The organism is Streptomyces sp. NPDC045678 (assembly GCF_056432085.1).
Window position 1 is genome coordinate 250,598 of the sequence record NZ_JBWKJS010000011.1, and the last position, 13,230, is coordinate 263,827.

Sequence of the window (13,230 nt, forward strand, 5' to 3'; positions counted from 1 at the left end):
GCCGCTGGGTATGTTGAAAGCGTCGGTACAGCGACTAGGGTGGGTGTCTCATCCACTGGACATCTGACTTGGAGGGCCGCGGAAGTGACCACCGAGCTGCGCCGTCTGCGCAACTACATCAACGGAGAATTCCGGGACGCGGCCGACGGACGGACCACCGAGGTCATCAACCCGGCGACCGGCGAGGCCTACGCGACCGCGCCGCTGTCCGCCCAGGCCGACGTGGACGCCGCCATGAAGGCCGCCGCCGACGCGTTCCCCGCCTGGCGCGACCTCACCCCCGCCGAGCGGCAGAAGGCCCTGCTCAAGATTGCCGACGCGTTCGAGGAGCGGGCCGAGGACCTCATCGCCGCCGAGGTCGAGAACACGGGCAAGCCGACCGGGCTCACGCGGTCCGAGGAGATCCCGCCCATGGTCGACCAGATCCGCTTCTTCGCGGGGGCGGCCCGGATGCTCGAAGGCCGCGCCGCGGGCGAGTACATGGAGGGTCTGACCTCCATCATCCGCCGCGAGCCGATCGGCGTCTGCGCGCAGGTCGCGCCGTGGAACTACCCGATGATGATGGCCGTCTGGAAGTTCGCCCCGGCGCTCGCGGCCGGCAACACGGTCGTGCTCAAGCCGTCCGACACCACGCCCGCTTCGACCGTCCTGATGGCCGAGATCATCGGCTCCATCGTGCCGCCCGGCGTCTTCAACGTCGTCACCGGCGACCGCGACACCGGCCGTGCCATGGTCGAGCACCCCACCCCGGCGATGGCGTCCATCACCGGTTCGGTGCGCGCGGGCATGCAGGTCGCCGAGTCCGCCTCCAAGGACCTCAAGCGCGTCCACCTGGAGCTCGGCGGCAAGGCGCCGGTCGTGGTCTTCGAGGACACCGACATCGCCAAGGCCGTCGAGGACATCTCCATGGCGGGCTTCTTCAACGCGGGCCAGGACTGTACGGCCGCCACGCGCGTGCTCGTCCACGAGTCCATCCACGACGACTTCGTGACCGCGCTCGCCAAGGCGGCCGCCGACACGAAGACCGGTCAGCCGGACGACGAGGACGTGCTCTACGGCCCGCTGAACAACGCCAACCAGCTGAAGCAGGTCTCCGGCTTCATCGAGCGGCTTCCCGCGCACGCGCGCGTGGAGGCCGGTGGCCAGCGGGTCGGCGAGAAGGGCTACTTCTACGCCCCGACCGTCGTCTCGGGCCTCAAGCAGGACGACGAGATCATCCAGAACGAGGTCTTCGGCCCGGTCATCACCGTCCAGTCCTTCACGGACGAGGCGCAGGCCGTCGCGTACGCGAACGGCGTCGAGTACGCCCTCGCCTCCTCCGTCTGGACGAAGGACCACGCGCGCGCGATGCGCATGTCCAAGGTCCTCGACTTCGGCTGCGTCTGGATCAACACGCACATCCCGCTGGTCGCCGAGATGCCGCACGGCGGCTTCAAGAAGTCCGGCTACGGCAAGGACCTCTCGGCGTACGGCTTCGACGACTACACGCGCATCAAGCACGTCATGACGTCCATCGAGGGTTAGTACCTCTTTGGCCCGGGCCAATTGGGATGCCGGGCCCCGCCGCCCCCGCGTACCGTTGCGAACGCGGGGGCGGCTCCGCGGTGTGCTTCCTTCTTTTTTCTTCTCTGCAAAAGATCCGTAGCGCACCCACTCCCCGCCCCCGCCCTTTTTTCTGCACGACGGGGGTGGGACCTGATGGCGACGACAACGACCGACGACCTCACGGGGATGCTGCTGCGCCGCCGGCAGAGTGTGTACGTTCCCGAAGGTGCCGGACGGTCCGCCGTGACGGACGCCGGCGTCGTCGTCCTCGAAGCCGAACTCGCCGACCGCGGGCACCTGCTGACCGCCCCGCTGCGCCGCGCGCTGACCGCGCTGTCCGCCGACGACCTCGCGACGGCCGGGCGCAAGCTGCTCGCCGACGTCGACGCCCTGATGGGCTCCGACCGGCACCACGAGCCGCTGTTCGCGCGGTTCCCCGCCGAGACCGCGTACCAGCCCGCGTACGAGCGCTACACCTCCGTCGTCGCCGAGTACCTCGCCGCCCAGCCGCACCAGCCCTGCATGAACTGCGCGGGCACCAAGGCGAGCGTCCGCGCGGTCGCCCCCTGCGCCCACCTCCTGTGTGACGACTGCCTCGGCGCGAAGAGGCACCGCTGGTACTGCTGCGACCAGTGCTGCGAATGGTACGAGTGCCCGATCTGCGACAAGCGCTACGAGACCGACGGCCCCGTCGACCCCTGGCTCGACACCGGCGCCGACCTCGGCGGTGACGGCGGCCCCGTCCTGCGCGCCCTGTCCCTCGGCGCGCCCGGCGACGCCGCCGCCGAACTCGCCGCGCTGCTCGCCCGCCGCACGCCTCTGAACCCGCAGGACCACGACGACCTCGTCCTGCTCCTCGGCCACCTGGACCCGGCCGCCGCCGCGGAGTGGCTGCCGGCCGCCGTCCCGCTGCGCGAGAGCAAGGCGCTCGCCCTCGCGCCGCTCCTCGACCTGCCCGAGGTGCGCCCGCTGGTCGGGCGTTACGCGGACACGGCCACCGACGTGCTGCGCATCCTCGTCGTACGCTCCGGGGGCGACCCCGACCTGCTCGAACTCCCGCGCCTGCGCGGCCTGCCACGTCCCGTGCGCCGCGAACTCCTCGCCCTGCTCGACGGGTTCGACTTCCGGCGCCTCGCGGAGGACATGGCACGCCACCCGCGCGCGTGGAAGCACGTCGGTGAAATCCTGCACCCCTTCGAGCAGGCCCACCGCCACGCGCGCGTGGCCCTCGCCTTCGCCGCCCTGCGCGGCACCCGCGTCGGCGACGGCCCGCTCGGCGAGGTCCTGCTCGCCGAGGCCGCACGGCACGAGGACGTCCGCCTCACCGGCGACCGACTGCACATCGTGACCTGGCAGGCCCGCGTCGAGGAGGCCCTCGGCCGCTGGGACGTGGAGGCCGCGGTGCGGCTGCTGCGCGAGCGCCCCGGCGAACTCCTGCGCCGCCTCGACCTGCTCCTTGCCCGCTCGGGTTCGACGACGCTCCCGGACACCGTCGGCGAGGCCCTCGCCGACGCCCTGCCGCACGCAGGCCCCGGGCCGCTCCTCGGTGCGTACGGCCGCATGAAGATCCGTGCCGTGCCGGGGCACCGCCGCGTCTTCTTCCCGCGCGGCCGTGTCACCAAGGCGTACGCGGTCCAGGACCACCGTCCGCCGCTGCCCGCCCGGGTGGCGGGTCGCGCCGGTGAGCTGATCGAGGCCGAGGCGGTGCGACGCCTCACGGAACGGGACGGGGAGCGGTACGACGTGGCCGTCCTGGACGCCGCGCTCGCCGACCTGCCCCTGCCCTTCGCCGAGCGCGCGTCGGCCGCCTCACTGGTCGCCGTGCCGCGCGGCAGCTCCCTGCCCATGCCCACGGACAGCGAGACCGTGCGGCTCTTCCTGCACTGGACGCAGCCCAAGGGCGTACGCGTCGACCTCGACCTGTCCGTCGCGCTCTACGACGACCTGTGGCGCTTCATAGGCCTCTGCGACTACACACAGCTGGAGTACGCGGGCGGCGCCGCCCGGCACTCCGGGGACCTGACCTCCGCGCCCGCCCCGCAGGGCGCCACCGAGTACCTGGACCTCGACCTGCCGCGGCTCGCGAACACCGGGGTGCGGTTCGTGGTGCCCGCGGTGTTCTCGTACAACGACGTGCCCTTCGAGGAACTCCGGGACGCCTTCACGGGGTTCATGGCGGTCCGGGGCAAGGAGCGGGCCGTCTACGACCCGCGCGGGGTCCGGCAGCGCTTCGACCTCGCGGGCGACGCGAAGCTGACCGTGCCCATGATCGTCGACCTCCGGGCGCGGCGCGCCTGGTGGACCGACGTCACCCTCGCCACGACGGGCACGCACCACGCCGTGTGGGGCTACCGCAAGCAGATCGGCCGCATGGGCAACGACCTCCTCGACACCTTCCAGCCGTGCGGCCGGGCCACGCTCTGGGACCTGGCCTGCTGGACGGCGGCGGCCCGCACCGACGGCGACGTGTACGTGCGCGGCCGCGGCCACGTCCTGTGGGGCTACCGCCGTGCGGAGGGCGAGCCGCGCGCCGACTTCGCGCTGCGCATACGGGACGGCTGGGAGCCGGACGCGCTGTGCGCCGAGCCGGAGCTCTCGGGCCGCGCGGCTCTGCTCGCGCTGCTGCACGGCGACCTGCCGGGTGCGCGGGACGCGGCGTCCGGCACGGCGTACCGCCTCTACCCGGGGCCGGCCGACGAGGGGGCGCTGGAGCGGGTCACCGCGGGGGACCTCGCGGGGTGGCTGGAGCCCGCGTGAGGTGGCCGGGGCGTCGTCCGGAGGGGGTGGCAGCCGGAAGGGTGCGCGCGCCGGGGTGATCGACAAGGTGTCGGCTCCTCGGGTCGGGGCTCGACGCTGCGTCCATTGCCGCGCCGCGGAGCGAGGGCGCATGCTGCCGGGGTGCGAGCGAACCCCATGACCTCCTCCGTGTCCCGCCGTTCCCTGCTCCGCGTCCTGGGCGGCGGTGCGGCCGCCGGCGCGCTCGCCGGTTGCGGGGTGCCCGCCGCGTACATCGGGCCGGGGGAGCGGGCGGCGGGCGACCGCTCGCGCAGGGACAAGGCGCTGGCCTTCGCCAACTGGCCGCTGTACATCGACACCGACGACCACGACAAGACGAAGCGCCCCTCGCTGGACGCCTTCGAGAAGCGGACCGGCATCGACGTCCGCTACACGGAGGAGATCAACGACAACGACGAGTTCTTCGGCAAGATCAGCCCGTCCCTGATGAACCACCAGGAGACCGGCCGGGACCTCATCGTCATCAGCGACTGGATGTGCGCGCGCTTCGTCCGGCTCGGCTGGGTGCAGGAGCTGGACCGCGCCCGACAGCCCAACGTCTCCAAGTACCTCGATCCGCTGCTGCGTTCGCCGCACTTCGACCCGGGGCGGAAGTACACCGTCCCCTGGCAGTCGGGCATCACCGGTATCGCGTACAACAAGCGCAAGGTCGGCCGCGAGATCAAGCAGGTCTCCGACCTGTGGGCGGACGACCTCAAGGGTCGCGTCACCCTCCTCTCCGGCCTCGACGAGGCGTTCGCGCTGCTCCTCCAGGGCGACGGCGTCGACATCAGGGACTGGACGGCGGACGACTTCCACCGGATGTGCGACAAGGTCGAGAAGATGGTGAACAGCCACCACATCCGCCGCTTCACCGGCAACGACTACATCAAGGACCTCTCCAGCGGCGACGTCCTCGCCTGCCAGGCCTACAGCGGCGACGTCATCCAGCTCCAGGCCGACGACCCGGACATCGAGTTCGTCGTCCCCGAGGAGGGCGCGGAGCTGTGGGCGGAGTCCCTGATGGTGCCCAACCTGGCCCGCCACAAGCAGAACGCCGAGCGGCTCATCGACTACTACTACGACCCCGAGGTCGCCGCGGAGCTCGCCGCCTGGGTCAACTACGTCTGTCCCGTCCCGGCCGCCCGCGACGTCCTCGCCTCCTCCAAGGACAAGGAGCTCGCCGCCCTCGCCGAGGACCCGCTGATCTTCCCCGACGACGCGATGCGCGAGCGGCTCGTCATCGCGCGGGACATCACGTCGAAGGAGCGCACGGAATTCGCGAAGCGGTGGAACGCGCTGGCGGGGTTGTAGCGGGCGTCAGGTCGATCCAGTCGTTCCAGTCGTTCCAGTCGTTCCAGTGGTTTCGGTCGTTTCGGTCTTTTGGGGTGCTTGGGTCGTTCTGATCGTTCCTGCCGTTGTGGGCAGTGCCCGGTCGAGCAGGATCTCTGCCGCCGCGCGTGCGTGCCGGCCGTAGTCCGGTTCGTCGAGCACCATGGCGCGGCTGGCCGCTCCGTCCGCGAGGGTGGCCAGCTGTTCGGCCAGTGCGAGGGGTTCGCGGCAGCCGAGCTCCGTCACCAGTGCGGCGATCAGCTCCACCATGCGCAGCTTCTGCTCCCGGGCGTAGGAGTGCACCGCGTCGGCCGGGTCGGGGAACTCCACGGCGGCGTCGATGAACGGGCACCCGCGGGCCGGTGAGGCGTCCGCGCTCGGCGGGTCGAAGAGCTTGCGGATCCGGTCCCGCGGCGGGATGTCCTCGCGGGTCAGCACGGCTTCCAGGGTGGCTCCGGACTCGGCGAGGCCCCGGAGGTGGGCCATGACCAGATCGTTCTTGGTGCGGAAGTGCGCGTAGAGGGTCCGTTTGGAGACCGGCGCTTCGTCCGCGATCTGTTCCATGCCGGTCGCGTTGATGCCCCGAGCCGCGAACAGGTGGGCCGCGGCGGCGAGGATGCGCTCCCGCCCGCCGCGCCCTGCTTGCCGGGATCCCGCAGCTGTCGTCTTCGCGGTCGTCGCCATGCGAGCAAGTATACGCCTCCGTTTACTTCGTGCGGGGGTGGTGGTTAGGGTGAGGTCGCAGGTAAACGTTTCCGTTTACTTGAGCGTCTCTCGTCGAGGAGTCATCCATGGACAGGTCCGACCTCACCGAGCTGAGTGGCAGCGCGGAGAAATTGCTGCGCGCCCGTCACACGACCCGCGCGTTCGGTCCGCGAGCGGTACCCGAGGAGACGATGCGCGGCATCTTCTCGCTGGCCGGTGCCGCGCCCTCCAACTCCAACGCGCAGCCGTGGCGGGTGGAGGTGGCGAGCGGTGCGGCGCGCGAGCGGCTGGCCGGCGCCTTGCGGGCGGCCCACGCGGCCGGGCGCACCTCCGTGGACTTCCCGTACTCCGACGCGATGTACGAGCAGGCGCACCAGGAGCGCCGGGCCGCGTTCGGCGCCGAGTTGTACGGGGCGCTGGGCATCGACCGCGAGGACCACGCGGCTCGCGCGGCCTACGACGCGGAGAGCCTGCGCTTCTACGGCGCGCCCCACGTGGCGTTCCTGTTCGTCCAGGGGGACGGGTCGGCGCGGCTGGCCGCCGACGTCGGGGCGTACATGCAGACGCTGCTCCTGGCGATGACCGCGTACGGCGTGGACAGCTGCCCCCAGGGGCTGCTCAGTTTCTACGCCGACACCGTCCGCGCGGAACTCGGCGTCACGGCGGGCAAGTTGCTGGTCGGCATCTCCTTCGGCCATGCCGACGAGGCCGCACCGGTGAACCGGGTGAGGACCGGGCGGGCCCCGGTCGCGTCGACCGTCGCCTTCCACGGCTAGGTGAGCCGCCGACCGCTCCTCGCGGATGCTCTCCAGCCCCTCCGGTCCGTCAGTCGGAGGAACGGCGGCCGCGTCGTCGGCGGCTGCGCAGGGCCTGCTGGACGTCCTCGGCGGCGTAGGCGAGACGCAGCCGCCAGGTCTCCAGCTTGTCCTCCACCCGCGACGCGACCTTCCGCCACCTGAACCACGGCGGCAGGTCCCGGAACGGCACGAACGTCAGGGTGTCGTCGACGGCGGTCTCGGCGAAGCCGCGGTGGCCCTCCGTGCGCAGCGCGGCGTACAGCTCCGGGGTCAGCGCGCCGTTGAGCCGCGCCGCGTGGCCCGCCGCGGTGAAGGCGAACCCGCGCTGTCCGCGGTCCGCGAGCCGCATCCCCTTGAGGATGCGCGGCGAGGCCTCCGCCAGCGTGCAGTTGAGGGCGAGCCCGATGACGGCGGTGCCGAGCGACCTCTCCCCGCGTTCGTGGGCGGCGTCCCATTCGGCCGGGTCGTCCATGCCGAGCAGGCCCTCGGCGGTCTCCCAGTTCCACGTGGATGCCATGCGTGACCTCGTACTCGCGCGTGTTCGAACAGCGGCGGCCATCGTAGCCAGGGGCGGACGGGCGGACGGGCGGACGGGCGGACGGGCGGACGGGCTCAGCCGAGTGCGGCCGCGATGATGCGCTGCGTCACAGGGTTGTGGTCCTCGCCCTTGGCGTCGGTCGCGTTGACCGAGTAGACGAGGGTGCGGGAGCCGTCCTCGGTGGAGGCGATGATGTTCGTGTAGCCGTACCGCGCACCCGTCTTGAACCAGAACGTCCTTCCGTTGATCTTCGTGGTCTGCAGGCCCGCTCCGAAGGTGGGCTGCGCGGGAGCGTCCGGCCCGAGGCGGGGGAGGGTGAACATCTCCTTCAGCTGCGGCTGCGGCACGACCTTCCCCGCGAACAGTGCCTGCGTGAACGTCTCCAGGTCGGCCGTGGAGGAGATCATGTCGCCGGCCGCGAACCGGTCGTACTGGGTCCACACGGTGGCGTCGACGAGGCGGGTGGTGCCGTCCGCCTGCTCCCTCTTCTGGTAGCCGCGGTTGTGCGGGCCGCGGATGTGGAGGTCCTTGCCGGGGAAGTAGGTGTCGCGCAGGTGGAGCGGGCGGAAGATCCGCTGGGCGGCCTGGTGGGCGTACGTGTCTCCGGTGACCTTCTCGATCAGCAGGCCCAGCACGGTGTAGTGGATGTTGCGGTAGTGCTGTTCGGCGCCCGGGGCGTGCTCGGGGCCCTTGGCGATGGCGGAGTCGAGGACGGTCCGGGGGTCCAACGTGTCGTAGCGGTGGGCGAACGCGTCGTCGAATCCGTCGCCGGACTTGAGACCGCTCGTGTAGTTGAGGAGGCTGCGGACCGGGATGGGGGCGAACTCCGCCGTGAACAGGTCCGGCATGTAGTGCTGCACGGGACGGTCGAGGTCGAGCGTGCCCTCGGCGGCCAGTTGCAGCACCACGGCCGCCGTCACGATCTTGGTCGTGGAGCCGGCGCGGAGCCGGCCGTGCGGGTCGGCCTTGCGGTGCGTGACCAGGTCGTGCACGCCTGAACTACCCCGCCAGGACCCGTCCGTGCCGCCGACCCGTACGAGCGCGGCGGTCGCGTCGGTGTCCGGCAGCCCCTTGATCGCGTCACGCAGGGCCTTGCCGTTCGGGCTGCTCGACGACGAGGGGGCTGACGGAGCGCCGGCCGTGGCTCCGGTGGCTCCCGTGGCTCCGGTGGCTCCCGGGGTGGCCGGGGTGTGCGAGGGGTGTGCGAGCGCCGGGGCGGCCGCCGCGCCGGTCAGGCCGAGGACGAGGGCCGCGGCGACGGCGGCGCGGGCGGGAACCTTCACGGTGACTCCTGGGACGGCTTCGACGGGATGCGATGACGCGGTGGTGCGACGTGTGGTGATCACATCCTGGCGTCCGCCCGGCCGCGGGGAATCGTCGGCGGGGAGGGCTCGGCCCCGGGAAGTCATAGGGGTCAACGGGCTTCGGAGTCAGGGGTGTTGCTGGGGGAGCCCCCTAGGGGGCGTCACGCGGGCCGGATGCCCGGCAGGCTTCGCAGGAGTTCGATGCGGTTCGTGGTGATCGCGTCGACGCCCGCGTCGATCAGGCGCCGCATCGAGCGGCGCGTGTCCGGGGTCCAGGCCGAGACGAGCAGGCCCTGCCGGTGCACGTGGAGCGTCAGTTCGCGGTCGACCAGCGGGAAGCGGAGGTTGAGCCAGCGCGGCTTCACCGCGTCCAGCAGGACCGGGCGGGGCGGGGCCAGGGTCGTCCAGGTCAGCGCGATCTCCGCGGCCGGATCCGCCTCGCGTACGGCGAGCATCGTCCGCCCGCCCGCGCAGTAGTACACCCGCTCCGCCGCGCCGCACTCCGCGACGACCCCGACGACCGTGCGCACGGCGTCGTACGTCGCGCCCGGCAGGTCGATCATGAGCCGGCGCCCCTCGGTGGCCGCGAGGGCAGCGGCGAGGGTCGGGACGCCGCCCTCGGTGAGGCCGTCGACCTCCGCCGAGGACAGGGCGGCGAGCGGCCGTTCGTACCCCCACAGGCGCTTGAGGGTCGGGTCGTGCAGCAGGACGGGTACGCCGTCGCCGCTCAGACGGACGTCGATCTCCACCGCGTCCGCGCCCCGGTCGAACGCGGAGCGCAGGGATGGGAGGGTGTTCTCGCGGACACGGTAGGGATCGCCTCGGTGGGCCACAGCAGTCACGGTGCGCATGGGCCCATTGTGGTCACGGGATGCGGACGGACGCGTGGATTACGGCGCGAGCCACGTGTCCGTGTACGTGTCGATCTCGGCGGCGATCCGCGCCTTGCCCGCCGGGTCGAGGAAGGACGCCTCGACGGCGTTCTTCGCGAGGGCCGCGATGCCGCGCTCGTCGAGGCCGAGGAGACGGGCCGCGACGGCGTACTCGTTGTTCAGGTCCGTGCCGAACATGGGCGGGTCGTCGGAGTTGATCGTGACGGTCACCCCGGCCTCGACGAACTGCTTGATCGGGTGCTCGTCGAGGGTGCTGACCGCGCGGGTCGCGATGTTCGAGGTCGGGCAGACCTCCAGCGGGATGCCGTGCTCGGCCAGGTGGGCGAGGAGCTTGGGGTCCTGCGCGGAGGTCGTGCCGTGGCCGATGCGCTCGGCGCCCAGGTGGACGAGGGCGTCCCAGACGGTCTCGGGGCCCGTCGTCTCGCCGGCGTGCGGGACCGAGTGCAGGCCCGCCGCGATCGCCCGGTCGAAGTACGGCTTGAACTGCGGGCGCGGCACACCGATCTCGGGCCCGCCGAGCCCGAAGGAGACCAGGCCCTCGGGGCGCAGGCTGTCGGTGATGGCGAGCCGCAGCGTCTCCTCGGCCGACACGAGCCCGGCCTCGCCGGGGATGTCGAAGCACCAGCGCAGCACGGTGCCGAATTCCTTCTCGGCCGCCGTGCGGGCGTCTTCGATGGCGTCCATGAAGGCGCGGTCGTCGATGCCGCGGCGCACGGAGGAGAACGGGGTGAGGGTCAGCTCGGCGTAGCGGACGTTCTGCCGCGCCATGTCGCGGGCCACCTCGTAGGTGAGGAGGCGCACGTCCTCCGGGGTGCGGATCAGATCCACGACGGACAGGTAGACCTGGATGAAGTGCGCGAAGTCCGTGAACGTGAAGTAGTCGGCGAGCGCCTCGGGGTCGGTCGGCACCGAGGAGTCGGGGTGCCGGGCGGCCAGCTCGGAGACGATGCGGGGGGAGGCAGAGCCGACGTGGTGCACGTGCAGTTCCGCTTTGGGCAGTCCGGCGATGAAGGCGTGTACATCTCTGGTGGTCGCGGCTGCGGTGTGCTGCTCGGTCACGGTTTCCTCCCCAGGAACGGGTTTGATCGGCTGATCGATGGGTCGGGGATCATCGTAGGCGGCGGTGGGGAGGCGGCGGTCGGCGCGGGGAAAGCGGGGGCCGTAGCATGACGGAACGTACGAAAGAGGTGACCCGTCATGTCCGCGAAGTCCGAGGACGACGCCGTGCCCGGAGCGGGTGGCGCGGGGGCGCCGGAGGAACGCGACCCTTGGGCGCCGCCTGCGGAGAGCCGGCCGGAGAGCCGGCCGGAGAACCGGTCGGAGAACCGGTCGGCGCACGCGCCCGGGCCGCTGCCCTCCGTGCACGATCAGTGGACGGTCACGTCGATGCCGGGCGCGGCTCCCGCGCCGCAGCCGCCCGTGCCTCCGACGGCCGGTGCGCAGCCCGGTGCGCAGGTCGGTGTGCCGCCCGGCGTCGGCAACCCCTTCGCCGCGCCCGGTGAGCCGGTGCCGCCGCCGCCCGTCTCGCCGGACGGGCCCGGGCAGATCCCGTACGGGCCACCCGGCCAGCTGCCCTACGGGTACCCGGGCCAGGGGCATCAGAACTATCAGAGCTATCAGAACTATCCCGGATACGGCTGGCCCGCCATGCCCGTGGCCCCCGCGAACGGCATGGGCGTGGCCGCGCTGGTCCTCGGGATCATCGCCGCCGCCGGTTTCTGCCTGTGGCCGCTGGCGATCGTCCTCGGCATCCTCGCGGTGGTCTTCGGCGCGGTGGGACGCGGCAAGGCGCGGCGGGGCGAGGCGACGAACGGCGGGCAGGCCCTCGCCGGGATCATCTGCGGAGCCGTGGGCATCGCCCTGGGCGTGGCGCTGCTCGTGATCCTCGTCGTCGTGCCGGACGAGGACTCGGACGCGGGGACCACGCGGGGCGACCCGGGCCGTTCGGCCGCGTCGGTCACGCCGGCCGCCGCAGCCGTCGGACTCACCCCCCGTACGTAGCCTCCGAATCGCCGAGCACCGCGGCGAAGTCCGCGGCGAGACGGCCCGCGTCCGCCGGCCCGAGCGCGGACGTGGTGATGCGCACGCCCGTGGGCGCGGCGATGCGGAACCGCGCCCCCGCCGCCACCCACCACCCGTGCGACCGCAACCCGTTGACGACCGCGGACTCGTCCCGCACGGGCACCCACACGTTCATCCCGCTCGCCCCCCGCGCCGCGATCCCGTGCCCCGCGAGCTCGCGGATCAGCGCCTCGCGTCGCTCCCCGTAGACACGCTCGGCCCGCCGCACCACCGCACGGGCCGCCGGGTCGGCCATCGTCCGCTCGACCGTCTCCTGCAGGACGTGGCTGACCCACCCCGAGGTGAGCAGCATCCGCCCCTCGTGCCTGGCCAGCGTGGTGGCGTCGCACGCGAGGGCCGCCCATCGCAGGTCGACGCTCAGATGCTTGGAGACGGTGCGCACCTGCGCCCAGCGCGGGAGTCCGCCGGTCGCCAGTGAGTGCGGGGCCGCCCCCGCGATCTCCGCGTTGTGGTCGTCCTCGACGACGAGCACGTCCGGGTGCCCGGCGAGGGCGTCGAGCAGCGCGTCCCGCCGCTCCGCGGTGAAGCGGCCGCCCACCGGGTTCTGCCCCCGGGGGCTGCACACCAGCGCCTTGGCGCCCGCCCGCAGCGCCCCGCGCAACGCCTCCGGCCTGATGCCCTCGTCATCCACGGCGACCGGCACCATGTGCAGCCCCAACGCCGGTACGAGGTCCAGGAGATGGTGGAAACCGGGGTCCTCCACGGCCACCGTGTCGCCCGGCTTCAGCTCCACCGAGAGCAGCCGTGCCATGCAGTCCAGCGCGCCGTGCGCGAAGGTCACCCCGCCGTCGGGCACGCCGTCCCGCGCGAACCACTCCCGGGCCCGTTGCTCGAGACCGGCGAGGCGCGGCGACCCGCGGTGCGAACCGTGCACGGGCTCCACTCGGGCAGGCGGCAGCAGGGCCGGCAGCAGTTCGTGATCCGGATGCCCGCCCGCGAGGTCGCGCACCCCTCGCGGCGCCTTCGGCGGCCTGCGGGTCCCGACCGCCGGGGCCTGCGCGACGACCGTTCCGCCCCGGCCGCGCGTCACGACGATTCCGCGCTGTCGAAGTTCCTTGTAGGCCGTCGCCACCGTGCCGGCGCTGACCCCCAGCTCGTCGGCGAGCCTGCGCACCGGAGGCAGCGCGGCGCCCGGCGCCAATCCGCCGTCGGTGACGGCCTGTTCGACCGATGCGGTAATTCCCTTGGCGGTCGAACCGCTGATCACATATTGTGCTGCCACGTAAGGAATTATGTACCGGTACAAAAGAGCGCGTCAA

Annotated in this window: 11 protein-coding genes; 5 read left to right on the top strand and 6 right to left on the bottom strand. The window is 72.3% G+C overall.

Translation table 11 applies throughout. The features are described 5' to 3' along the window. Positions 1 to 84: 84 nt before the first annotated feature. From AC07DO_RS33970 to AC07DO_RS33980, 3 genes are all read left to right on the top strand, one after another. On the top strand, positions 85 to 1,524 hold the full coding sequence (locus AC07DO_RS33970) for a gamma-aminobutyraldehyde dehydrogenase (RefSeq protein ID WP_479065262.1): 1,440 nt from the start codon (positions 85 to 87) through the stop codon (positions 1,522 to 1,524). Between the two features lie 174 nt (positions 1,525 to 1,698). Next, on the top strand, positions 1,699 to 4,302 hold the full coding sequence (locus tag AC07DO_RS33975) for an MXAN_6230/SCO0854 family RING domain-containing protein (RefSeq protein WP_479065264.1): 2,604 nt from the start codon (positions 1,699 to 1,701) through the stop codon (positions 4,300 to 4,302). A 156-nt stretch (positions 4,303 to 4,458) separates the two neighbouring features. Next, the gene (locus tag AC07DO_RS33980) at positions 4,459 to 5,634 is read left to right on the top strand and encodes a polyamine ABC transporter substrate-binding protein (RefSeq protein ID WP_479065266.1); all 1,176 of its coding nucleotides are present in this window, start codon (positions 4,459 to 4,461) and stop codon (positions 5,632 to 5,634) included. A gap of 6 nt (positions 5,635 to 5,640) precedes the next feature. Here the strand turns inward: AC07DO_RS33980 and AC07DO_RS33985 are convergent, their stop codons facing one another. Then, positions 5,641 to 6,336: a TetR/AcrR family transcriptional regulator gene (locus AC07DO_RS33985; RefSeq protein ID WP_479065268.1), complete on the bottom strand. Its 696-nt coding sequence runs from the start codon at positions 6,334 to 6,336 to the stop codon at positions 5,641 to 5,643. A 107-nt stretch (positions 6,337 to 6,443) separates the two neighbouring features. Here AC07DO_RS33985 and AC07DO_RS33990 point away from each other — a divergent pair, with 107 nt between their 5' ends. Continuing rightward, the gene (locus AC07DO_RS33990) at positions 6,444 to 7,133 is read left to right on the top strand and encodes a nitroreductase (RefSeq protein ID WP_479065270.1); all 690 of its coding nucleotides are present in this window, start codon (positions 6,444 to 6,446) and stop codon (positions 7,131 to 7,133) included. Positions 7,134 to 7,182: 49 nt separating this feature from the next. Here the strand turns inward: AC07DO_RS33990 and AC07DO_RS33995 are convergent, their stop codons facing one another. From AC07DO_RS33995 to AC07DO_RS34010, 4 genes are all read right to left on the bottom strand, one after another. Beyond that, positions 7,183 to 7,671: a hypothetical protein gene (locus tag AC07DO_RS33995; RefSeq protein WP_479065272.1), complete on the bottom strand. Its 489-nt coding sequence runs from the start codon at positions 7,669 to 7,671 to the stop codon at positions 7,183 to 7,185. A gap of 95 nt (positions 7,672 to 7,766) precedes the next feature. Further along, positions 7,767 to 8,975: a serine hydrolase domain-containing protein gene (locus AC07DO_RS34000; RefSeq protein ID WP_479065274.1), complete on the bottom strand. Its 1,209-nt coding sequence runs from the start codon at positions 8,973 to 8,975 to the stop codon at positions 7,767 to 7,769. Positions 8,976 to 9,157: 182 nt separating this feature from the next. Further along, positions 9,158 to 9,847 carry a glycerophosphodiester phosphodiesterase gene (locus tag AC07DO_RS34005; protein WP_479065276.1) on the bottom strand — a complete coding sequence of 230 codons (690 nt, stop codon included), beginning with the start codon at positions 9,845 to 9,847 and terminating at the stop codon, positions 9,158 to 9,160. Between the two features lie 39 nt (positions 9,848 to 9,886). Next, positions 9,887 to 10,948, bottom strand: a complete 1,062-nt coding sequence (locus AC07DO_RS34010) for an adenosine deaminase (protein ID WP_479065279.1) — start codon at positions 10,946 to 10,948, stop codon at positions 9,887 to 9,889. A 138-nt stretch (positions 10,949 to 11,086) separates the two neighbouring features. On the opposite strand from AC07DO_RS34010, the gene AC07DO_RS34015 reads away from it, so the two are divergent. Then, positions 11,087 to 11,890: a DUF4190 domain-containing protein gene (locus AC07DO_RS34015; protein ID WP_479065281.1), complete on the top strand. Its 804-nt coding sequence runs from the start codon at positions 11,087 to 11,089 to the stop codon at positions 11,888 to 11,890. Here the strand turns inward: AC07DO_RS34015 and AC07DO_RS34020 are convergent. Next, entirely contained in the window at positions 11,874 to 13,193 is a 1,320-nt protein-coding gene (locus AC07DO_RS34020; protein WP_479065283.1) for an aminotransferase class I/II-fold pyridoxal phosphate-dependent enzyme, read from the bottom strand. The genes AC07DO_RS34015 and AC07DO_RS34020 overlap by 17 nt on opposite strands. Between the last annotated feature and the right edge of the window lie 37 nt (positions 13,194 to 13,230).

Coding starts and splice junctions, on each gene's coding strand:
- AC07DO_RS34005 (WP_479065276.1), bottom strand. CDS start 9,847: ATGCGCACCGTGACTGCTGTGGCCCACCGAGGCGATCCCTACCGTGTC.
- AC07DO_RS33975 (WP_479065264.1), top strand. CDS start 1,699: ATGGCGACGACAACGACCGACGACCTCACGGGGATGCTGCTGCGCCGC.
- AC07DO_RS33980 (WP_479065266.1), top strand. CDS start 4,459: ATGACCTCCTCCGTGTCCCGCCGTTCCCTGCTCCGCGTCCTGGGCGGC.
- AC07DO_RS33985 (WP_479065268.1), bottom strand. CDS start 6,336: ATGGCGACGACCGCGAAGACGACAGCTGCGGGATCCCGGCAAGCAGGG.
- AC07DO_RS33995 (WP_479065272.1), bottom strand. CDS start 7,671: ATGGCATCCACGTGGAACTGGGAGACCGCCGAGGGCCTGCTCGGCATG.
- AC07DO_RS34015 (WP_479065281.1), top strand. CDS start 11,087: ATGTCCGCGAAGTCCGAGGACGACGCCGTGCCCGGAGCGGGTGGCGCG.
- AC07DO_RS33990 (WP_479065270.1), top strand. CDS start 6,444: ATGGACAGGTCCGACCTCACCGAGCTGAGTGGCAGCGCGGAGAAATTG.